This is a genomic window from Acinetobacter sp. yr461 (assembly GCF_900110445.1).
Lineage (GTDB): Bacteria > Pseudomonadota > Gammaproteobacteria > Pseudomonadales > Moraxellaceae > Acinetobacter > Acinetobacter calcoaceticus.
Genome location: NZ_FODU01000004.1, coordinates 197,682 through 220,318, shown reverse-complemented (window position 1 = coordinate 220,318; position 22,637 = coordinate 197,682). Strand labels below are relative to the sequence as shown.

The following is a 22,637-nucleotide window of genomic DNA, read 5'->3' as shown; positions in this document are numbered from 1 at the left end:
GATTAATCTGCCTCATAAAATTTTGCTGCGAATAACGCCAGTACTTCATTTAATGCCTGTTCTTCGTCGGTACCATCAATGACCAATCGCAAAGTGGTCCCTTTACCTGCACCTAACATCAGCAAAGACATAATATTTTTTGCATCTACCAAATGATCGCCTTTTCCAATCTGGATCGACGAACGAAACTTTGTAGTGACCTCTATCAGTTTTCCTGATGCACGAGCATGTAAACCGAGTTTATTAATTACATCAACAGTTGTGTCTATCATGACCAGTGCTTCATTTCTCTGTGTAAGACCTGAACAGACCATTCTGCCTCAAGTGCTTGTTTTAGTCTATCTACGATATAAACCGAACGATGTTGACCTCCAGTGCAACCAATAGAAATCGTCATATAGTGACGATGCCCTTCAGCAAATGCTGGAAGCCATTTTTTTAAGAAGTGAAGAATATCATCAAACATTTCGTTTGCTTGTGGGCTTGCTTCTAAAAATTGTCTTACTGGCTCATCCAAACCAGAAAAACGTCTTAATTCTAAATCCCAATGCGGATTTGGTAAATGCCGTACATCAAAAACATAATCGGCATCTAAAGGAATGCCATGTTTATATCCAAAGGACTGCAATATGACAATAAGCTTATCTGACTGCCCCAATTTAGACAGTAAAATATGCTTTAAATCATGAACGCTTTTATCTGTTGTATCAATATGAACCGTAGCGCGGAACTGAATTGGAAGCAGTAACTGCTTTTCTTCATGAATACATTGCAACAGACTTTTAAAACGGTTGGCTAATGGATGTGGGCGACGCGATGCACTAAAACGCGCAATCAGATCCTGATCTTGCGTAGTAAGGTAAATAACATCAACCGTCCCATGTCTTTGTAATTGCTCAAAAACATGATCAAACTCTTGCATATCTGCCCGAGTACTTCTTACATCCACACCTAAAGCCAATTGCTCTAGGTTATTTTCATGATCTAGCTTTGCCACAATTTCAGGCAGCAATGCCAAAGGCAAATTATCAATACAGTAATAGCCCAAATCTTCTAATACTTGAAGGGCTGAAGATTTTCCTGAACCAGACTGTCCTGTCACGATAAGTATACGCTTCATGGCATGGCTGTCCTTTGATCTCTTTATTGGGGTGTAAAGGCAACTTCTAAATTATCAATCAAACGGGTTGCACCCAGTTTTGCCGCGACAAATAACACAATATCACGATCAAATTGAGTAGCAGGTAACAGATTTGTCTGACGAGCTTCGACATAATCCACAACAAAACCATTATCTGTCAACTGAGTTTTGATATCTTCTACAACTTGTTGCAAATCTTTGCCTTGATGTAACTGCTGTTCAGCCTGCTTCAAACTTTGGTAAATAACAGGAGCCACCTGACGGTGCTCATCGCTTAAATAACCATTTCTTGAGCTAAGAGCCAAGCCATCTGCTGCACGAACAATTGGTACACCAATCACCTCTAAAGGGATATTTAAATCTTGTACAAACTGGCGAATAACTGCTAACTGCTGGTAATCTTTTTGTCCAAAGAAAGCGTAGTTAGGTTGCACAATATTAAAGAGCTTAGTTACCACCAAAGCTACACCATCAAAGTGCCCTGGACGTGAACTACCACATAAAGCATCTGTAATCTGGTTTACACTTATGTTCGTTAAACGCGGTTGTGTACCGTACATTTGCTCAACTGATGGCGCAAAAATAATGTCACAGCCCACATCGGCAAGCAGGCGACTATCTTGCTCTAAAGTACGAGGATAGTTGTCAAAATCTTCACCCGGTCCAAATTGAGTCGGATTTACGAAAATGCTCACAACCACAACATCACATAACTTTTTCGCTTCACGAACAAGGGTGAGATGTCCTTCATGTAGATTTCCCATTGTTGGGACAAAACCAATAATTTTACGTGCAGCTCTAGCAGGATTTAAAGAAGCTGCAAGACCTTGTATGGTGGTTTCTGTTTTCATGAATTACAGCTCAACGTGAAAAGTATGTTCTTTAGCAGGGAATGACTGATCAAGTACCGCAGCATGATAAGCTTTAAACGCATCTAAAATAGCAGTTTCACCTGATTGTTCTTTCATAAAGTTACGTACAAAACGAGCAACTCGACCAAAGGTTAAACCTAACATATCTTGTACAACCAATACTTGGCCATCAGTTGCATTACCTGCACCAATACCAATTACAGGTGTATTTGGGAATAATTCAGCAATTTCTTGTCCCAACTGAGCAGGTACACATTCAAGCAATAACACCGACGCACCCGCCTCAACTACTGCTGTACAATCAGCAATGAGTTGATCTGCCGCTTCACGTGTTCTCGCTTGTAATTTATAGCCACCAAATACATGTACAGATTGAGGTGTTAAGCCTAAATGTACACAAACAGGTACGCCATTACGGGTTAAAACCTGCACGATTTCACTTAACCATGCACCACCTTCGATTTTCACCATTTGAGCGCCAGCCTGCATGACTGTTCTTGAGTTCTGCAAAGCATCATTTAAGGTTGCATAACTCATGAATGGTAAGTCGGTCATAATCAATGCATGCTGATTACCGCGACGAACCGCTGCTGTATGATAAGCCATATCTTCAACGGTTACTGGCAAAGTTGAATCTCGCCCTTGAATTGCCATTCCAAGAGAATCACCAATTAAGATTGTATCAACTTCAGCAAGTTCCATTGCTTTTGCCATGCTTGCATCGTAACAAGTCAGGCAAGAGAACTTGCGTCCTTCGGTTTTAAATTTTCTTAAGTCACTTAGACTAATCATGATGATATCCTCTACAGGAGTTCGCAGAACATAATGAATCGAAAGCTTAAGCCCAAGACTCATCAGCAAGTACAGTCAGTGTCGGCTGCTGTATCAGCTCTAAATCTTTGAGTGGCTGACCATTCAGTTGTAAATCTGCATCTAAATCTAATAAGGGAATTACAACAAAATCTCGTTGTAGAATTCCTATGTGCGGCACAGTTAAGCGCTCATTTTGAATTTTTTCATTGCCATATATAAGCAAATCCAGATCTAAGGTTCGCTCACCCCAACGGCGAAGTCGTACACGACCCGCCTCTTGCTCAAAACGTTGTAAATGATCGAGCAAATCTAAAGGCGCAAGATCTGTATTTAATTCTGCAACTGCATTTAAATAATTTGGCTGGTCTTGAGGCCCCATAGGTGGACTTTGATAAAGTCTAGAAACTTTAACCATTCCTAAGGTTTTAAGCTTGGCAATGACTTCAGATAAAATTTGACGGGAATCGCCTAAATTACTTCCTAAACCAATATAAGTGGTTATTGTCATTGCGTTGGCCCAAAAACAACTTGGCTTAAATCGCGTTGTACCCGCTTACGTTTTAAAATTGGATGATCGCCCGTCACGCCTGCGTCCAAAGCAGTCGCTTTTTCAACAAATCGGCTTACTGCCTGATCTTGTCTAGTACGTTCTTTTTTCCCACGGCGAGTGCGTGGTTCCGGAATATCAACCAAAGGTTCAATTTCCGTCTCAACTTTATTATTTTCAATAGGCTCAGCAGCAGCTTTACGACGGTTTCTAGCTTTCTGACGATTATATTGGCTAATAGCAGCTTCTTTTTCGTCATTTGACATTTCTTGGTAGGATTCCCACCAGCTTCCCATTCCTTGTGTTGTGTCATCACCTGACTTTTCACGGAGTAATAAGAAGTCAAAACCAGCGCGGAAGCGAGCATGCCCTGCCAATGCTTCTATTTGCTGTGGTTTTGGATTGAGCAAACGAGTCTGCATTTCCCAAACTTCACGAATAAAAGTTTCTGCAAAACGAGGAATAACTGTACGTGTTGCTTGGCGTTTTAAGACGTCTAAACCAGCCTGTGCACGCGCTTCGGCTGGCACAATACCTTTAGATAAATAAAATTCACAACGCTCTAAAAACGGCTGCCACAATAAAACTGCATAGAAAAATGCAGGGTTAATTGTTTTACCCACTTGTATACGTTGATCTGTATTCTTTGCTGCTCTTTGAATAAATGGGGTGAGATTAGGCTGAACATCGGCAAAAAGTTGCTTCCAAACACCAAACTCAATCAACATTGGCAGAACACGCGCCAAATGTCCCATTGTGAACAACTTCTGAGATTCATCATATAAACGATGCGGAGAGACATCACGCAATAATTGCGTCATTTCAGCATCAAATATATCGAGAATATTTGAATCAATTTTGAAATTTAACTTGGCTGCAAAGCGTAGAGTTCGCAGCATACGCACAGGGTCTTCTTCAAAACGCTGTGTTGGATCACCCAATAAACGCAAAGTTTTGTTTTTAACATCGTCAATTGCTTTGCAAAAATCGAGCACAATAGCCTTACGCGGTTGGTAATATAAGGTATTGATAGAAAAGTCACGTCGAGCAAAGTCTTGTTCGATGGTACCCCAGTTATTGTCACGTAAAATCATGCCTGAGGCACTCGTAACTGCTTTTTTAGGAGGGGCACGGAATGTTGCAACTTCAATAAGCTCACGCCCTGAATAGACATGTGCCAATTCAAATCGACGGCCAATGATTCGGCAACGTCGGCCAAAAACTTCTTTAATTTGAGCAGGTGTCGCATTGGTGACTGCATCGAAATCTTTAGGATTAAACCCTAGCATTAAATCACGGACACCACCCCCAACAATATAAGCTTCATAGCCAGCTTTAGTCAGGCTATCGATCACATCTAAAATCGAAGAAGGAAGTTGGGCTGTGGACAAACCACATTTTGACGCTCGCAAGGTTTGCAAAAGACGCTGTCTCCTACGTCAGGACGTAAATAACAAGTTGTCGCTAATCATAGCTCTAACGCACACAAAGGGCAATTTGATTCTCTGTAGTTTGCGCATGAAATGACAATTGACAAACACATGATTTATAAACTCAACCGTGTTTTATTCTTTTCAAAAATGGCTGGGCCAATGCCCTTTACGTTTTTAAATTCATCAATATTTTTAAAACCACCATTCTTTTGGCGGTATTCTACAATCGCCTGAGCCTTTTTCTCACCAATCCCTTTTAGCTTTTGAAGCTCATCAACATTGGCTTGATTCAAGTGCACCTGCCCAGACGAATCAGTCATTGTTGAACTTTTTGGGACATTAGAATGAGAGGAGTGCTGGATGCTTAACTTCTGATCATACATCTGCTGTTTAGCTTTCCACTCCTTAAAATTTTGATCGAAAGATTGGGCCTGAATCAGTGTTGATGAAATCAGGCTCCAAAATAAAACAATAAAAATATAATACTTACTCTTCCAAAGATTCATGCTGAGCGGCATGTGTTTTTTCCCCTGATTTTAACTGCTGTTTTGCCTGATCCCACAATTCATCCATTTCAGACAAGGTCATGTCTTCTAATGTTCTTTGCTGTTTTTGCGCTTGATCTTCAATAAAAGCAAAACGGCTTCTAAATTTATGTATTGTTGATAAAAGTGATGTTTCACTTGAAATTGCAAGTTTACGTCCAACATTGACTAATGAAAACAGACAATCTCCAAATTCATCTTGAATTTCATCCATATTTTGATTTTTTAGTGCCTGCTTGAACTCATCCAACTCTTCTTCTAGTTTTGTATAAGCATCTTCTACGGTTTCAAAATCGAACCCAACTTTTGCTACATTTTCTTGAATCTCTTGTGCTTGTAATAGTGCTGGTCCATGCTTTAGTTCATCTAATCGTGATTGCGGCTTGCCTTGTTTTTCTTGTTGTTTAATTTGTTTCCAAAGTTCACTTACTTGTTCTGGCGTTAAGTTATTAAATTGATCTGCCTGAAAAACATGTGGATGACGGCGAATTAACTTTTCGCTTATTGCCTCAACAACATCTTGAAAGTTAAAAGCACCTTGTTCACTAAACATTTGTGATTGAAACACGACTTGTAATAACAAATCACCTAACTCATTTCGAATTTCATTAATATCGTCCTGACGAATGGCAGCCTCAACTTCATATGCTTCTTCAATCGCATACTTGGTAAGAGTCATGGGGGTTTGAGCTTGATCCCATGGACATTTTTCTCGTAACTCTTGCATGATTTTAAGCAACTTATCCATGGTAACCCTCAAGTTCAAAAAGTCGGTCAGTAAAACTAAGATCTTAATTTGTTATGATCAAAATCAAAGCGATTAAATCAGTCGCACTATTGTACTGACAACGAGAAAAAAAGATGAGACACAGTATTCTGATTAGTGGCGCCGCTCAAGGTATTGGGGCAGAAATTGCACGTGTATTTTACCAACAGGGATATAAAGTAGGCATTTATGATATTAATGAGTCGCTTGCTCAAAAACTGGCAAGTGACTTAGGGCCAAATGCATATGCTGGCTATCTAGATGTAAGTGATTACAACCAATGGCAACACATATTAAAAGAGTTTACTGAATGGGCTGACGAACTCAACATCTTGGTAAATAACGCCGGTATTTTATATTCTGGTGCATTTGAAACAACTGATATTAAAGCTCATCAAAGAACAATAAATATTAATGTAAACGGTGTGATCAATGGCTGTCACGCTGCGCTCCCCTATTTAAAGCAAGCATCTTTTGCACGTGTCATCAATCTTTCGTCAGCTTCTGCAATTTATGGGCAAGCTGATTTGATTTCTTATTCAGCCAGTAAATTTGCTGTTCGCGGAATTACTGAAGGTTTAGATGTGGAATGGAAGAAATACGGTATTCGTGTTTTAGATGTGATGCCGCTATTTGTACAAACAGCAATGGTCAACAATATGGATGCTGGCACTATTCAAAATATGGGAATCGACTTAACACCGAATGATATTGCTCAGCAGGTGCTTATGCTTGTAGAGAAAAAGGCTCATTTCTGGACGCCTACTCATACACCTGTTGGCATAAAAACCAAACTGCTTTATCAACTCTCGACTTTAAGCCCTCAGTTTTTAAATCGACTCACTAATATTTATTTATCAAGAAAGTAATCCATAATAAAAAAGGCTGTCATTTGACAGCCTTTTTTATTACTCAATTCAGTTAAACACCTTGGATCATGCGTCGCGCACTAATGATTCCAGGTTGCTGTTCTAAGCGAGCCAACAAACGAGAAAGCTGTGCTAAACCCTTAACCTCAATTAACAATTTCATATTGGCAATACCATCTGCTTCAGAAATTGTATTGACCTGCCGAATATTGATTTGGTCAGAGAAAATTACTTGAGTTAAGTCTTTTAGTAGACCACGACGATCATAAGCTTCAACTACAATTTGAACACTTTGACCACGCGTTGGCTGCATTTCCCAATCGGCTTCAACAGCACGCTCTGGTTCCTGCTTAATCATACGCTGATAATCTGAACAAATGACTTTGTGGATACTGACACCACGGTTCAAAGTAATATATCCAGCGATTGACTCACCATGTACGGGCTGACAGCACTGAGCGATGTGCAACTCTACGTTGTCTAAACCATCAATTAAAATTCCGTGGGCCGATAACGTATGGCTGGCACGCGGATTTAATGCTGGTTTAAGCACTAGTTCAGGTTCATCCTGATCTAGATGCATTTGACGGTTCACCTGATTAATCAAGGCATGTAAGCTAATATCGCCGCTTACCAGACTCACCAAAATGTCATCACCTGTTTTTACATTAAAATGTGATGAATAATCATTTAGGTCGATACTTTTTGGGTGAATCGCAAGACGAGCTAACTCTTTATTGAGAAGTTCACGGCCTACTTCAAGATTTTTACTACGATCTTGCTGTCTAAACCAATGACGCAGCTTGTCACGGGCACGAGAGGTCTTAATATAACCTAAAGAATTTACCAACCAATCTCGGTTTGGATCACGATCTTTTTTAGTTAAAATCTCAACCTGTTCGCCAGTTTTTAAAGTATAGGTTAATGGCACATAACGCTGGTTAACTCGCGCTGCGTAACACTTATTCCCTACTTCTGTATGCACATGATAAGCAAAATCTAAAACTGTCGAGCCACGAGGTAATTCCTTAATATCACCATCACGACTGAAAACGTAAATCTTCTCAAAACCTTCAAAATCTTGTAGTTGATCAAAGCCTTCTGTTTCATCTTCGTTTTGATGTACCGTCGTTTCATTGCGTTCTTGGTAGTGCTCTAGAACGGCACGCAATGAATGCAAACGATGGTTAAAGGAATGGTCGGTATTCTTTGAACCTTCTTTATAGTTAAAGTGCGAACATACGCCTAATTCAGCTTCGTCATGCATCTCATGAGTACGAATTTGTACTTCAAGCGATTTATTTTCGGCAATTACAGCGGTATGCAAAGAGCGATAACCATTTGCTTTCGGGTTGGTAATATAGTCATCAAACTGATGCGGAATATGACGCCAGATTTGATGTACGATACCCAAAGAGTGGTAACACTCAGGGACACTATTGACCAACACACGTAGGGCACGAATATCGTAGAGCTGATCAAAACTCAGGTTTTTGCTTTTCATTTTTCGATAAATCGAATAAATGTGCTTTGCTCGACCTGTAATTTCTGCCTCAATTCCGTAAGACGCCAATTCACTTTTTAAACGGTCAATGACGAACTGAATATAATGTTCACGCTCTAAACGTTTTTCATTCAGTAATGACGCAATTTCTTTATAACGGTCTGGAGCTAAATAGCGAAAAGCTAAATCTTCAAGTTCCCATTTAAGCTGAGCAATACCGAGTCGATGTGCCAATGGCGAATAAATAGTAAGAATTTCACGTGCTACGCGTTCTTGACGTTCACGAGATGAATTTGCCAGCTCTCGTAAAGAATAGGTACGCTCAGCAAGTTTAATTAAAACAACACGAACATCTTCGGTGACCGAAATCAGCATTTTATAAATGCCACTTAAATGTTCTCGTTGATTGTTATTGAAGTGGTCTTCTAACCGCTTATTTTTTTCAATGAGTTCCGAGAGTTTACCCATTGCCAAAGCGCCTTTGACAAGGTTATAGACCTGATCTCCAAATTTCTTTTTTACTTCTTCTATATCAGTAATGTCTTCACGCACACTACGATAGAGCATGGCTGCCGATAGAGTATCTTCATCTACATGGAGATGTGCCAAAATGTCGGCCATTCCAACGCCAGTAGCGAAAGTATTGGACCGATGATTAACCGTTGATTCTAACTCTTTTTGCAGGGTTTCATTCGCAACCTTTTCAAGCTGTTCAAGCTTCGCCCCATCTAATATTTCACGCACCCGATCCAACCATGAGGCTAAACCGATTTGCGTTTCGGCGGCATGCTCTACAGTCGTTTCCTCGGACAACTCAGTTAGTTGTTCAGGTAACTGTTCACGTACTGTGACCATACCATTCTCCTCAATATGTAACTCATGTTTTTAATCGTTTATCTCTTGAATTTTTTCAAATAGTGCAATGGATTCAACATGTTCTGTGTGCGTAAACATGTCCATTACCGCTGCTTTTTTTAACTGGTAGCCATATTGGACCAAAACACCTGCATCCCTTGCCAGTGTAGCTGGATTACATGATACATAAACGATTCTTTTTGCTCCAAAATTTGATACATACTGCATAATTTCATATGCACCAGCACGAGGAGGATCAATCAATAATGCATCAAATCCTTGATTTGCCCAAGAATGATGCGAAAAATCTTTTGTTAAATCTTGTGAAAAGAAGGTTGCCTGCACCAAACTATTGCATTTTGCATTAGCTGTTGCCCGTTGAACCATTTCTTCACTCCCTTCCACACCAACAACCTGCCCACTCTCACCAACACATCGTGCTAACGGGAGCGAGAAATTGCCTAATCCACAAAATAGATCAAGTACTTTTTCACCTGGTTGCAATTGAAGCAATTCACATGCCAATTGAACCATTTGTTCATTTACTGTGGCATTGACCTGAGTAAAATCCAATGGCGAAAAAGCAAAATTTACATTAAACCTCTCTAAGGCATAATGTAAACGTGAAGCGCCTTTTTCATCATCAATACGATGAATACTTTCAGGACCCTTAGGTTGCAAATACAACTGCCACCCTTTGTCTAACGCAAATTGCTTTAATTGGTTGACATCAGAATTGTTTAATTTTTCTACATGACGAACCAATAAAGAAATTTCATGATCACCTTTTGCTAATTCTACATGACCAATGTGTGCTTTGCCTTTTAGACTTTGGAGTAAAAGACGCAATTCAGGCAAGCTATTTGATAGTTTTTCATCCAAAACACTACAGCTATGGATAGAAGTTAAGCGATTACTATGATGTTCACGAAACCCCATAATTAAGCGATCTGGCTTCGGCAAATAACGCACACCAATTCGTGCACGACGACGATAATCACTCTGTAAAGATCGAATCGGCTCTAGCCACTGTTCAGGTTGAATACCTGCAAAATGCTGTAAATGTGATTGGAGCACACTTTGCTTTAAACGGATTTGTTCATCAGGATGGATATGCTGCATGCTACAGCCACCGCAAATACCATAATGAGGACAAATTGCATCTATACGATGAGTTGAAGGTTCTCCTAACAACTGCACCATCTCAGCTTCTTCAAGACGCTTCGCTTGATGGGTAATCTTGGCCTTTACAGTTTCTCCAGGCAATGCATAACGAATAAAAACTTTCTTGCCATGCTTATCTGCGGGATGATCAGGATGAGAACCATAATGCGCAATTCCCCGCCCCTCATGAGAAAGTGTTTCAACCTGAAAAATATATTCAGGTTGTTGGGGCTTGCGAGATTTGGCTTGTTGTTTCAAAGGATGAACCTAAAAATCTAAAGGATTAAAATAATGGGAGGTAAATTCAGTATGTTTCGAAGTACGTTTCCATACCTCAAGAAAATCTGCTTGCTGAGGAATATTTTTCAAATAATCAATACTAGAGTTTACCCAATCATTATGCTCATCTACAGTTAATTGCCCTTTTAATAACAACCAACGTACATAGACGAACCATGTATTAAGTACATCTCCTTCACAATAGCTGGTCAGTTTTAACCACTGCTGCGTACGGACATATTCCGGCACATGATAACCCGACTCACCGCGCTTACCCGGCAAACCTAAAATGCAGGCAATATCATCAAGCTTTTGAAAATTACGCCCGTTAAACATTGCCATCACATCCATTAAATCAATGTGGCGATGGTGATAACGGTTTTGGTAATTATTAAAACGCTTTTGGCTATCAATCTCACCTTGATCAAACAAGCCCGGTGCAGAAAGCCCATGATACATCGCGCGGAATAGAATGACGGGTAAATCAAATTGCGAGCCGTTCCAACTCACTAAAGTCGGATGACGTTTATCAAAAATTGACAAGAATTTCTGTAAAATCTCAGCTTCAGAATATTGTTCCCGACTAAAAGAAAACAATCTAAAACCCGACTCATCAATCCAAAGACCAGAAATACAAACAATTTCATGCAAAGGTAAGCGCTGAAAATCCATGCCTGATTCTTGACGGCGCAGTTTAGTCAACGCTTGCTCTACATCAGCCTCTGGCAAATCAAGATGATATAAATGCGCTCCCGCTTTTAAATCAGTTAAAGTTTCAATATCAAAAACTAAGGTTGGGAAACGCATTATTTCTCTCAATTATGAGTTATCGTCCTGTACTGAAAACAATCCTGTAGACAAGTAGCGATCGCCACGGTCACAGATAATGCAAACAATAACAGCATCTGGATTTTCTTCTGCAATTTTGATGGATGCCCATACTGCACCACCTGAAGATGTACCCGCACTGATGCCTTCCATACGTGCTAATTTACGCATGGTTTTTTCAGCATCAATTTGTGGAATATCAATAGTACGATCCACACGGCTACTATCAAAAATAGTAGGTAAATATTCTTTTGGCCAACGGCGAATACCCGCAATACTTGATCCATCTGCTGGTTGTAAACCAACAATCTGAATATCTGGGTTTTGTTCTTTTAAATATTTAGAAACACCCATGATGGTACCAGTTGTACCCATTGAGCTTACAAAATGGGTAATTTTCCCACCTGTTTGTTTCCAAATTTCAGGACCAGTCGTTAAGTAATGAGCTTCAACATTGTCGGGATTACCAAACTGATTTAAAACGTGACCTTTACCTTCTTTTTCCATTTGCAAGGCTAAATCACGTGCACCTTCCATCCCTTGCTGTGGTGTTACTTCAATCAGCTCTGCACCATAAGCCAGCATCGCATCTTTACGCTCCTGACTCATATTGTTCGGCATAATAAGTTTCATTTTATAGCCGCGCATTGCAGCAACCATTGCCAAAGCAATACCCGTGTTCCCACTGGTTGCCTCAATCAAAGTGTCACCTGGCTTAATTTGACCACGTTTTTCTGCCTGCATAATCATGTTATATGCAGGACGGTCTTTTACAGAACCTGCCGGATTATTACCTTCCAACTTTGCTAAAACTGTCGCTTGCGTATGAGAAGCTAATCGCTGCAAACGAACTAGAGGTGTCTTACCTACATAGTGATCTAACAAAAATTCGTCGGCTAAAAAGTCAGGTTGTGTATTACTCATGATCAACACCTATATCGAGGTGGGCCTATTGTATGAAAAAATGCTCGGTACTGCACCCATTTCAATATGCTTTTTCATGAAAGCGATTAAAGCTCGGTCATTTATAAAATGCCGTCTGTTTTAAAATAAAGCGTGATAAGATGCCGTACAGAGAGATAAATCTGATGTAGCCATGTCTAATTTCAATAAAACCATATCGAAACGCTTACGTCTGAATCATGCATATGGGCAATTGATTGCTCTAATTTTTGTGCCGATTATGATTTTAACAGGGGTCGGTGCTTTTCTGGTTTTAACTGAAACGTCACATTCGGTAAAACAACAACAGCTACATCACGCCTCAGCAATTTTAGCTCGCTACAATCAAATTGCGAAAGATCTATATACGCTGGTCGAACTACAGCCAGATGAATACGATCATGCCCAGCACATCATGCAAAGCATGTTTAGCGAAAAAAATCTGAAACGCGCAGTACTCATCGATAACAACGGACAGACTTATTTAAGTATTGGTTATCGTGATAATCGTTATTGGCCTAGCTTTCCAAGTAGTAATAATTTTTTTGGTCCAATCTCTTATAACCACAACAATATTTATGGACTACAGATTAGTAATAAAGCTGGAAAAGCACCAGTCTGGTTAGTGATTGAAATGGATAACCAGCCTCTAGAATTGGCACGTTATCGCATTATGATTGCTCTCGTCATTACGGGATTAATGACCTTACTGTTACTTTTACTTTGCTTGAATTTTTATTCTCGTCGCTGGATTGCGCCGATGTATGAAATTCGCATGCAGTTACAACGTCTAAATGCAGATACTTTAGACCAACACCTAGTCATTAATAGTACTGGCGAGCTACGCTTACTACAGCGAGACATCGCAAACGTTGTTAAGCGATTGCACTTTAGCTTTTTAGAATTAAAAGAACACACTGAACAAACAGAAGAAGACTTACGCAGAACATTAGATACCTTAGAAGTCCAAAACATTACCTATCGTCAAGCACGTGACCAAGCGATTTCATCAAATCAGGCAAAGTCAGTTTTCCTTGCGAATATTAGTCATGAGCTTCGAACGCCTCTCAACAGTATTGATGGTTTTATTCATTTATTGCTTCGTCAACAAAATTTAAATAACGAACAAAATCTTTATTTACAAACCATTCGCAAGTCATCTGCCCATTTATTGGCATTAATTAACGATGTATTAGATTTCTCAAAAATTGATGCGGGTAAGTTAGAGCTTGAAACAGCGCCATTCGACTTAGAAGAAGCCATTTTTGATGTCATGGATATGCTGTCTCCATTGGCTGCTCAAAAACATATCGCTATGGCTTTTTACTATGCGGACAACATTCCACAACAAGTCATTGGTGATGCTTTACGCTTCAAGCAAATTCTGACCAACTTGATTTCTAATGCAATCAAGTTCACTCCAGATGGTGAGATTATTGTTCGTGTTCGTATGGAACATGATGATATTGGGCAATGTCTGCTTCATTTTAGTGTTCAAGACAGTGGTATTGGCTTAAGTGGTACAGACCGTAAAAAGTTATTTGAATCATTCTCGCAAGGCGATGCATCAGTTACACGTCAATTTGGCGGTACAGGTTTAGGTCTTGCTATCTCTAAACAGCTTGTTCATCTGATGCATGGTCAAATTGGCTTTGAGGATAATCAGGAACGTGCGCCAACAGAAAAAGGTTCTACGTTCTGGTTTACCGCACAATTTGTGGTAGATGAAGATTACGAAATCGAACACCCGCATTTTGAGCATTTACAAGTCGTGTCTTATCTTGCTCATCCTGCTACAGCAAGTGTTTTACGTTATTACCTTGAAAACTATCATGTTCCTCATATCGAGACACAATCGATTCTGGACTTGTTTAGCCGTTTAAAACATCTTGATCAGAAAGATAATACATGGCTTATCGTTGACCATAGCGGTGATACAGAAGCGTTATTAAAAGAAATCCGTAGCCGTTATCAAGGCAATTTAGCCGTCTATGGTTATCAAATGACGCTTGAGCCAAACATGCTCAGTGAATATCGCGCTCGTCCTCTATATCAACCATTAAGCCGTAGTGGACTCATTCAATTATTAAGCAACCAACCTATTTTTGAAGAAGAACAGCAAGATTTTAATGGTCAGGGTTTACACATTCTGGCAGTAGATGACCATTTACCAAACTTAATTGTTTTAGAAGCTTTGTTGGGTGAATTAAACGTTAAAACAACTAAAGCATTAAGTGGCCAAGAAGCGCTTAACCTTATTCAAGAACGAATTGATCAGAAACTTAAACCATTTGATTTGGTGTTTATGGATATCCAAATGCCGGTTATGTCGGGCATTGATACCACACGTGCTATCCGTTCTTTAGAGTCAACGCTCGATGGAGAAATGCAGCTTCCAATTATTGCGTTAACGGCCCACGCCCTTGCCGATGAAAAGCAAAAGCTTCTTAAAGTAGGCATGAATGACTATGTCACCAAGCCAATTCAAATGGAGCAAATCATCCAGATCTTAACGCAATGGACTAAAAACAACTTTACAGCAAAAGCCATAGATAAAGATCACCATGTAGTTGCAGAAGCTTTAGACCCACAAATTTTAAACTGGCAACAAAGTTTGCAACTTGCAGCAAATAAAGAAGACTTAGCACAAGATCTACTCAAAATGTTAGTTGATAGTTTTCCAACTGAGCTAGACGAAATGCAGCAGCTCATTGAGCTTGAAGACTTCCCTCAACTTGAGCATGTTTTACATCGCCTGTATGGTGCCACTCGCTATGTAGGTGCCCCGAAACTACAGCAAGTAACAGGTGACTTTGAGCAATTTATTTCAACGCTACGTAAAGAACGCCGTATAGCAGATGAAGGCTTCATTGAAGAAGTTATACAGCGCTTTGATGAATTAGGTCTTGTGGTTAAAGAGGTAGAAAGTGCTGCTCTCCAGATCTTGGTGATACCTGACTAACATACCTACCAAATAGGTATGACTGAGCTGTCATGTTTCCAGATTACAGCCATGTTATGCTCCGTTCATCTATAAAAAAAGAAGCGGGAATCTCATGGCACTCTTACGTATTGAAAAAAATAATGGCATTGCAACGGTATATTTAAACCGTCCAGACAAACGCAATGCGATGAGTTTTGCCTTATTAAAAGAGTTAGTTTCAACTGCAAAAGCAATTAAAAAGGATAGAGATATTCGCTGTGTTATTTTGACAGGCGAAGGAAATGTGTTTAGTGCTGGTATTGATTTATCTGACCTCAACAATCCCAAAAACTCTGCTTTTGCCATTTGGGAACTTGTAAAACCCGGACAAAGCCTTTTTCAAAAAGCATTTCTGACTTGGCAGAATTTACCTGTACCTGTTATTGCGGCATTAGAAGGATATTGTTTCGGCGCTGGCATGCAACTCGCCTTGGCTGCTGACATCCGAATTTCTCATCCAGAAACAAAAATGTCGATTATGGAAAGCCGTTGGGGTTTAGTTCCTGATATGGGACTTACTCGCTCATTAAAAGGTTTAATTAGTGTTGACCTTGCAAAAGAACTCACCTTAACTGCCCGTGTTTTTGATGGAAACTATGCAAAAGAAATTGGTCTTGTAACTCATTTAAGTGATTCTCCTTTACAAAGAGCAAATGAGATTGCCTCTGAAATGTTGCAGCGCTCACCTGATGCCCTCACTGCGGCAAAACGTGTACTTGACGCAATGGAACATCAACCAGAAAAATCATTACGTCTAGAAAAAATCTGGCAACTTAAATTATTACTTGGTAAAAATAGCAAACTTGCTCGTAAAAAAGACAAACATCCAGAAGTTAATTTTTTACCACGCCAATATAAATAAGAGCTTAGATTATGAATTTTGATCGCAACACCCCTATTGCTTTTTTAGGCATAGGGCTTATGGGAAGTCGGATGGCAACCCGCCTTATTCAAGCTGGCTTTCAAGTTGCTGTTTGGAATCGAACCGCCTCTGCATGTGACGAACTTATTGATATCGGTGCACAACCTTTAGAACTTTCAGATATTGGTGAATATCCAGTTATTTTAATCTGTCTGGCAGATGACAAAGCAGTACAAGCTGTATTTGAGCAAATTCAGCCTAACTTAAAAGCTAAACAAGTTATTGTGGATTTCTCGAGTTTATCTGTTGCCGCAACGAAAACGCTTGCTCAAGCAGCTACTACCCATGACGTCACATGGATTGACTCACCTGTATCAGGTGGAACAGTGGGTGCAGAACAAGGCACACTTGTCATTTTTGCAGGCGGTGATGCTAAAACGATTACAGAATTAACTCCTATTTATAATGTTCTATCCCAACGTGTGACTCGCATGGGAGATATAGGAACCGGCCAAGCCACCAAAATTTGTAATCAACTTATTGTTGCAGCTAACAGTGCTCTTATTGCAGAGGCTGTCGCACTTGCAGATCAAGCTGGTGTAGATACAACTTTGCTTGCTCCTGCCTTAGCTGGTGGATTTGCTGACTCTAAACCCTTTCAAATTCTAGCTCCACGCATGGCAACTCATACATTTGAACCAGTTCAGTGGAAAGTTCAAACATTATCTAAGGATCTTAACAACGCAGTAACATTGGCTAACAATGTTAATTTAGACATCCCAGTTGCACAAAAAGCTCTACTACAGCTACAAACTCACCAAAAAAATGGCTTTGCTGAGAAAGATTTAGCTACTATGATTCAATTAATAGAGCAAAAATAAACGGAGTTTGAGTATGGGTCGTCTTGCAGTCAATTTATCCATGATTTTTACCGAAGTTCCTTTAATTGAACGTTTTGCTCTGGCCCATGCACAGGGCTTTGAATATGTAGAAATTCAATTTCCTTATGAATTGGCTATTCCAGATATTCAAACTCAACTCGAACGCTACAATCTTAGCCTCTGCCTAATCAATGTGCCTGCTGGTGATCTTATGCAAGGCGGAAATGGTTTAGCTGGTGTACCCGGTCAAGAAACAGCTTTTCGTGAAGCTTTAGAATTAGCAATTAGCTATGCCACTGCTTTAAAAGTTCCCCGTGTTAATATTTTGGCAGGAAAACAGCCTCTAGATGCTGACTTACTTCCTTGTTTAAAAACATTAGCAGCCAATTTAAAGCTTGCCTGTAACTTACTTAGTGAACACGGTATAGAACCCGTTTTTGAAATGATTAACGGTACCGATATGCCACGCTTTTTGGTGCAGAACATTGCGCAGGGACAAGAAATGCTAGAAGCAGTCAATCATCCTGCTCTAAAAATGCAATATGACTGCTATCACATGGCGATGATGGGCGAAGATGTACTTGAAGGTTTGCAAGAAAATATTAACTTAATTGGACATATTCAATTTGCGGACTGTCCGGGTCGTCATGAACCAGATACAGCCCAAATTCCCTATGAACAAATTTTTTCTTGGTTAAAGCAAAGCTCTTATCAGAACTATATTGCAGCAGAATATAAGCCTGAAAATACTTCAAATCAGTCATTTACTTGGAAGAAAAAGTATTTTTCGGATGATGTAAATATATAAACTGTTACGACTTCTGATTGAAATTTAGCGCGAAAACCACTATATTAGATAGTGAGTAATTGTCAGGAAAATATACCCTATATGAATTTAGAACCATCGCCCAGCGTGTCTAATTCTCACGATTTCGCAATGAACACCTCAAATAAAGACGTACAGACTTGTCTCAAAGTTGTTCATGACGCTTTAGTTGATGTAAAAGCAAAAGATATTCTCCAGTTAGATGTTAGCTCAATTAGCAATGTCTCTGATGCTATTGTAATTGCAAGTGGTACTTCTACTCGCCATGTCAAAGCACTCGCTGACAATGTTGCAGAAGAAGCTCGAAAAGCCGGTTTCCGCCCGATTGGCGTTGAAGGTGAACGAGATGCAGAATGGATCTTGATTGATCTCGGCTTTGTTGTAGTACATGTGATGCTACCAACAGCTCGTAAATTCTACGATTTAGAAAGCTTATGGCGTACCGCTCCAGAGTCGGTTGCTTAAAATTTTGCTTTTAAAAAAAGCGGCTCTTTTGAGCCGCTTTTTTAATTCTTTAGAAAAAGTATGCCCCTTCATAAAGTGGTATTTATATTTTTTAAATAACAAAATCTTTAAATTTCATCGAATGCTTTATTAGCCATTAAAAGCCAATCATCGCGCACTTTTAAATTTGACATGACAAATTGTCAGATTTGCAGCAATATACAAACTCTTGAAGTCCCCACCAATAAATAGCATAACCGGAGTACAGAAAGTGAGAATATTAATTACGGGTGCCAACACAGGGATTGGCTTTGCCACAGCAGAACAACTCGTTAAACAAGGGCAACATGTTATTTTAGCGTGCCGAAATCCAGAAAAAGCTCAAGATGCGCAAAACAAATTACGCGCCCTTAACCAAGGACAAGTCGATTTAGTTTCTCTCGATCTAAACAGTCTTCAATTAACTCGAAAGGCAGCCGACGAGATTGCAGATCGCTATGGTAGCCTTGATGTACTCATTAACAATGCAGGGTTATTTTCCAAAACCAAACAACTGACTGTCGATGGTTTCGAGCAGCAATTTGGCGTTAATTATTTAGGTCATTTTTTACTAACTCAAAAATTACTTCCAGTTTTACAACAATCGTCTGAAGCACGGATTATTCATCTCGCATCCATCGCACACTGGGTGGGCTCCATTAAACCCAACAAGTTTCGAGCAGAAGGTTTTTACAATCCCCTGTTCTATTATGGGCAATCGAAGCTTGCGAATTTACTATTCAGCAATGCTTTAGCAGAACAACTAGCAGGTAGTTCTATTACCAACAATGCATTGCACCCGGGCGGTGTCGCTTCTGATATTTATCGTGACTTACCAAAACCAGTTTATGCAGCGATGAAATTAGGCTTAGTCCCAACCTCAGTTCCAGCAAATCTCATTACAGAAATGGCAACCGGAGATGCATGGCAGAATCATAATGGAGAGTATGTCAGCGCACATATGCCAGACTGGAAATCTTCACACGCAAAAAACCAGCAACTGGCACGCGACCTCTATCAACAGTCAATGGACCTTGTAGAAAAATTTTTTTAAACAAATAGACCAAATAAAAAAGCCACCCGAGGGTGGCTTTTACAATCCTGATTGAGGTCAGATTAGTGACCGCCACCATTGATTGCTTTAGTCATATCTTCAACAACTTTCTTGGCATCACCAAAGATCATCATTGTTTTTTCGTTATAGAACAAATCGTTGTCCAGACCTGCATAACCTGTTGCCATAGAACGCTTAATCACCATGATCGTACGTGCTTTATGTGCTTCAAGGATCGGCATACCATAAATTGGTGAAGTTGGATCATCTTTCGCAGCAGGGTTTACTACGTCGTTTGCACCAATTACAAGCACCACATCAGTTGCAGGGAAGTCTGAGTTAATCTCATCCATTTCCAAGATGTCTTCATATGCTACGTCTGCTTCAGCAAGCAATACGTTCATATGACCAGGCATACGACCAGCAACTGGATGGATCGCAAAACGAACGCGAACACCTTGCTCTTTTAGAATTTCACACAATTCTTTTACAGCATTTTGTGCACGACCTTGCGCCATACCATAACCCGGTACAATCACAACGCTGTCGGCATTTGACATCAAGAAGCCAGCATCATCAGCAGAACCAGAACGGTGGTTACGCTGAACTTGCTCACCTTTAGCAGCTGTAGCAACTGCCGCGCCACCCATTGCACCACCAAACAATACATTGATGATTGAACGGTTCATTGCTTTACACATGATGTACGACAGAATCGCACCAGATGAACCCACGAGAGAACCCGCAACGATCAACATGTTGTTTTCAAGTGTAAAACCAATACCTGCCGCAGCCCAACCCGAGAATGAGTTAAGAAGCGATACCACTACAGGCATATCACCACCACCAACTGGTGCAATCCATACCCAGCCAAATGCAAGTGCAAGTGCTGTCATTGCCCAGAATGCAGTCATGTTGCCAGTGGTAAAGAAGTAGAAACCACAAGCCAACATCGCAATAAAGATAAGCGCTTGAACAGGTTTAACCCATGCACCAGAAATTGTTTTCGCCCATTTTTTTGCAGCCAATTTACCGTACGCAAACACAGATGCAGTAAAGGTAATCGCACCAACAAAACAACCTACGAACAATTCAAATAAGTGAACACTGCTCATGTGCACATGTTGCACACCAGCCGCGGTTAAAGCCGCCTCATTTTGAGCAAACAATTCAGTGAGTTGGTTGTTGTGTAAAATTGCAGCAATTGCAATTAGGACAGCAGCCAAACCAACTAACGAGTGCATCAATGCAACAGTTTCAGGCATTTGAGTCATTGGCACAGTACGAGCACGGGCAATACCAACGATTGCACCCAACACCATTGCACCAACAATCATCCAGATAACTGGGTTATTCGCAACAAAGAAGGTCGTAACTACAGCTATCGCCATCGCGATCATACCGTAACGGTTACCTTGAATTGCTGTTTTAGGGCCAGACAAACCACGAAGCGTCAAGATAAAGAGAATTGCGCCTACGAGGTACAACCAATTTGCATTTGCTTGAATAAATTCCATGTCAAAGCCCTCTTATTTCTTTTGCTTAGGCTTGAACATTTCCAACATGCGTGCAGTTACTGCAAAGCCGCCGAAAATATTAATGCTTGCCAAAAATACCGCAATCGCACCCAGTACGCTCACCACATTCACACTTTGAAATGCAACGTTAGCATCTACACCCAAAATAGGCAGACCCACAGTTTGCAACATTGCACCCACTACAATAATAGATGACAACGCATTGGTTACTGCCATAAGTGGTGTATGTAAAGCTGGTGTAACACCCCAAACTACGTAATAACCTACGAAGATGGCAAGGACGAAAATTGTAATAGTTTCAACCATGAGAAATCTCCTTAACCACGCTTAAGCAGTACTTGACCGCCATGAGTGACCAATAGGGCTTTTTGGATTTCGTCTTCTTGATTAATCGCAAAGTTTTTCTCTTTGTCGAATAAAGTTTCTACGAAATTGAATACGTTACGCGCATATAGTGCAGAAGCTTCTGTCGCTACAGTTGCCGGAATATTTGGAACACCCAAAATTTTCACGCCATTTTCTGTAAACACAGTCTCGCCAACTTTAGAGCCTTCAACGTTACCACCAGTTTCAACAGCCATATCTAAAATGACAGAGCCTGGTTTCATCTTGGCAACAGTTTCAGCCTTAATCAGACGCGGCGCATCACGACCTGGCAACAATGCAGTTGTAATTACGATGTCAGCGTTAGAAACAGCCTTGTCAACAATCGCGGCTTGGTCTTTGATGTATTGCTCACCCGGCATCCATCCATAACCATTTTTAGCGGCGTCAGCTGCACGTTGTTGCTCTTCTTCAGACATTGGTACGTCTAACCACTTACCGCCTAAAGATTCAACTTGATCTTTTGCTGTAGGACGCAAATCAGTTGCTTCAACAATTGCACCTAAACGTTTTGCCGTTGCAATTGCCTGAAGACCTGCAACGCCCACGCCCATAATCACAACACGAGCAGGTTTTACAGTACCAGCAGCAGTCATAAGCATTGGGAACATACGTTGATATTCAGCGGCAGCAAGCAAAACTGATTTATAACCAGAAAGGTTTGCCTGAGAAGACAATACGTCCATGTTCTGCGCACGAGAAAGCGTACGAGGAAGCAATTCCAATGCAAAAGCAGAAACTTGCTGATTCGCAAACTGATCTAGCTCGGTATTACGATAAGGATCAAACATTGCTACAACAGCAGTATTTGCTGGAAGTTTTTGAATTTCCCCGCCTTGTGGCGCACGAACTTTCAAAATAATTTGACTACCCGTATAGGCATCATCCGTAATGGTTGCACCGACCTGTTCATAAGCACTGTCAATGTACGCAGCCTTTACACCAGCACCACGTTCAATCACAACGCTATGACCAGCGCTAATCAACTTCTTTACTGTCTCTGGCGTAGCAGCTACACGATTTTCACCGACGACAGTTTCGGTTGGGATTCCGATTTGCATGAGCGTT

The 22,637-nt window shown here is 40.4% G+C and carries 22 protein-coding genes; 7 read left to right on the top strand and 15 right to left on the bottom strand.

The features are described 5' to 3' along the window. Positions 1-2: 2 nt before the first annotated feature. The 8 genes from BMW38_RS09225 to mazG form a co-directional block, all read right to left on the bottom strand. Positions 3-272: an HPr family phosphocarrier protein gene (locus BMW38_RS09225; RefSeq protein ID WP_013198928.1), complete on the bottom strand. Its 270-nt coding sequence runs from the start codon at positions 270-272 to the stop codon at positions 3-5. After that, the gene (gene rapZ, locus BMW38_RS09220; protein WP_003655028.1) at positions 269-1,120 is read right to left on the bottom strand and encodes an RNase adapter RapZ; all 852 of its coding nucleotides are present in this window, start codon (positions 1,118-1,120) and stop codon (positions 269-271) included. The genes BMW38_RS09225 and rapZ overlap by 4 nt, the downstream gene beginning before the upstream one ends. A 23-nt stretch (positions 1,121-1,143) precedes the next feature. After that, the gene (gene panC, locus BMW38_RS09215; protein ID WP_005036795.1) at positions 1,144-1,992 is read right to left on the bottom strand and encodes a pantoate--beta-alanine ligase; all 849 of its coding nucleotides are present in this window, start codon (positions 1,990-1,992) and stop codon (positions 1,144-1,146) included. 3 nt (positions 1,993-1,995) lie between these two features. After that, positions 1,996-2,805 (bottom strand): 3-methyl-2-oxobutanoate hydroxymethyltransferase, encoded by an 810-nt coding sequence (gene panB, locus BMW38_RS09210; RefSeq protein WP_003655024.1) that lies wholly within the window; start codon positions 2,803-2,805, stop codon positions 1,996-1,998. 46 nt (positions 2,806-2,851) lie between these two features. Then, the gene (folK, locus tag BMW38_RS09205) at positions 2,852-3,334 is read right to left on the bottom strand and encodes a 2-amino-4-hydroxy-6-hydroxymethyldihydropteridine diphosphokinase (RefSeq protein ID WP_092707416.1); all 483 of its coding nucleotides are present in this window, start codon (positions 3,332-3,334) and stop codon (positions 2,852-2,854) included. Beyond that, the gene (gene pcnB / locus BMW38_RS09200; RefSeq protein WP_092707414.1) at positions 3,331-4,794 is read right to left on the bottom strand and encodes a polynucleotide adenylyltransferase PcnB; all 1,464 of its coding nucleotides are present in this window, start codon (positions 4,792-4,794) and stop codon (positions 3,331-3,333) included. Before pcnB ends, folK begins: the two co-directional genes overlap by 4 nt. A 125-nt stretch (positions 4,795-4,919) precedes the next feature. Then, positions 4,920-5,324: a ComEA family DNA-binding protein gene (locus BMW38_RS09195; protein ID WP_092707412.1), complete on the bottom strand. Its 405-nt coding sequence runs from the start codon at positions 5,322-5,324 to the stop codon at positions 4,920-4,922. After that, positions 5,293-6,099 carry a nucleoside triphosphate pyrophosphohydrolase gene (mazG, locus tag BMW38_RS09190; protein ID WP_092707410.1) on the bottom strand — a complete coding sequence of 269 codons (807 nt, stop codon included), beginning with the start codon at positions 6,097-6,099 and terminating at the stop codon, positions 5,293-5,295. Before mazG ends, BMW38_RS09195 begins: the two co-directional genes overlap by 32 nt. A gap of 113 nt (positions 6,100-6,212) precedes the next feature. Between mazG and BMW38_RS09185 the strand changes: the two genes are divergently transcribed. Continuing rightward, the gene (locus BMW38_RS09185) at positions 6,213-6,986 is read left to right on the top strand and encodes an SDR family oxidoreductase (RefSeq protein WP_092707408.1); all 774 of its coding nucleotides are present in this window, start codon (positions 6,213-6,215) and stop codon (positions 6,984-6,986) included. 52 nt (positions 6,987-7,038) lie between these two features. On the opposite strand, the gene BMW38_RS09180 is transcribed toward BMW38_RS09185, so the two are convergent. Genes BMW38_RS09180 through cysM form a run of 4 tightly spaced genes read right to left on the bottom strand, consistent with a single transcriptional unit; the run spans position 7,039 to position 12,540 of the window. Beyond that, positions 7,039-9,345, bottom strand: coding sequence for a RelA/SpoT family protein (locus tag BMW38_RS09180; RefSeq protein WP_092707406.1), 2,307 nt, complete (start codon positions 9,343-9,345; stop codon positions 7,039-7,041). Between the two features lie 30 nt (positions 9,346-9,375). After that, positions 9,376-10,767, bottom strand: coding sequence for a 23S rRNA (uracil(1939)-C(5))-methyltransferase RlmD (rlmD, locus tag BMW38_RS09175; RefSeq protein ID WP_092707404.1), 1,392 nt, complete (start codon positions 10,765-10,767; stop codon positions 9,376-9,378). A gap of 9 nt (positions 10,768-10,776) precedes the next feature. Further along, complete coding sequence (locus BMW38_RS09170) at positions 10,777-11,595, bottom strand: 3'-5' exonuclease (RefSeq protein WP_092707402.1); 819 nt, start codon at positions 11,593-11,595, stop codon at positions 10,777-10,779. 12 nt (positions 11,596-11,607) lie between these two features. Further along, on the bottom strand, positions 11,608-12,540 hold the full coding sequence (cysM, locus tag BMW38_RS09165) for a cysteine synthase CysM (protein ID WP_005036815.1): 933 nt from the start codon (positions 12,538-12,540) through the stop codon (positions 11,608-11,610). A 172-nt stretch (positions 12,541-12,712) separates the two neighbouring features. On the opposite strand from cysM, the gene BMW38_RS09160 reads away from it, so the two are divergent. The 6 genes from BMW38_RS09160 (at position 12,713) to BMW38_RS09135 (ending at position 19,647) form a co-directional block, all read left to right on the top strand. After that, on the top strand, positions 12,713-15,520 hold the full coding sequence (locus tag BMW38_RS09160; RefSeq protein WP_045435126.1) for a GacS-like sensor histidine kinase: 2,808 nt from the start codon (positions 12,713-12,715) through the stop codon (positions 15,518-15,520). A 94-nt stretch (positions 15,521-15,614) separates the two neighbouring features. Next, the gene (locus tag BMW38_RS09155; protein WP_092707398.1) at positions 15,615-16,403 is read left to right on the top strand and encodes a crotonase/enoyl-CoA hydratase family protein; all 789 of its coding nucleotides are present in this window, start codon (positions 15,615-15,617) and stop codon (positions 16,401-16,403) included. 11 nt (positions 16,404-16,414) lie between these two features. Next, complete coding sequence (locus tag BMW38_RS09150) at positions 16,415-17,284, top strand: NAD(P)-dependent oxidoreductase (RefSeq protein ID WP_092707396.1); 870 nt, start codon at positions 16,415-16,417, stop codon at positions 17,282-17,284. A gap of 13 nt (positions 17,285-17,297) precedes the next feature. After that, the gene (locus tag BMW38_RS09145) at positions 17,298-18,092 is read left to right on the top strand and encodes a hydroxypyruvate isomerase family protein (protein WP_092707394.1); all 795 of its coding nucleotides are present in this window, start codon (positions 17,298-17,300) and stop codon (positions 18,090-18,092) included. An 81-nt stretch (positions 18,093-18,173) separates the two neighbouring features. Beyond that, positions 18,174-18,575 carry a ribosome silencing factor gene (rsfS, locus tag BMW38_RS09140; protein WP_003654998.1) on the top strand — a complete coding sequence of 134 codons (402 nt, stop codon included), beginning with the start codon at positions 18,174-18,176 and terminating at the stop codon, positions 18,573-18,575. A 250-nt stretch (positions 18,576-18,825) separates the two neighbouring features. Beyond that, positions 18,826-19,647, top strand: a complete 822-nt coding sequence (locus BMW38_RS09135; RefSeq protein WP_092707392.1) for an SDR family NAD(P)-dependent oxidoreductase — start codon at positions 18,826-18,828, stop codon at positions 19,645-19,647. Between the two features lie 62 nt (positions 19,648-19,709). Here BMW38_RS09135 and BMW38_RS09130 read toward each other — a convergent pair whose 3' ends face one another. The 3 genes from BMW38_RS09130 to BMW38_RS09120 are packed head-to-tail and all read right to left on the bottom strand — an operon-like array spanning position 19,710 to position 22,630. After that, positions 19,710-21,164: an NAD(P)(+) transhydrogenase (Re/Si-specific) subunit beta gene (locus tag BMW38_RS09130; RefSeq protein ID WP_017391250.1), complete on the bottom strand. Its 1,455-nt coding sequence runs from the start codon at positions 21,162-21,164 to the stop codon at positions 19,710-19,712. A 12-nt stretch (positions 21,165-21,176) separates the two neighbouring features. Next, positions 21,177-21,491, bottom strand: coding sequence for a proton-translocating transhydrogenase family protein (locus BMW38_RS09125; protein ID WP_003654992.1), 315 nt, complete (start codon positions 21,489-21,491; stop codon positions 21,177-21,179). 11 nt (positions 21,492-21,502) lie between these two features. Next, the gene (locus tag BMW38_RS09120; protein ID WP_004641209.1) at positions 21,503-22,630 is read right to left on the bottom strand and encodes a Re/Si-specific NAD(P)(+) transhydrogenase subunit alpha; all 1,128 of its coding nucleotides are present in this window, start codon (positions 22,628-22,630) and stop codon (positions 21,503-21,505) included. Between the last annotated feature and the right edge of the window lie 7 nt (positions 22,631-22,637).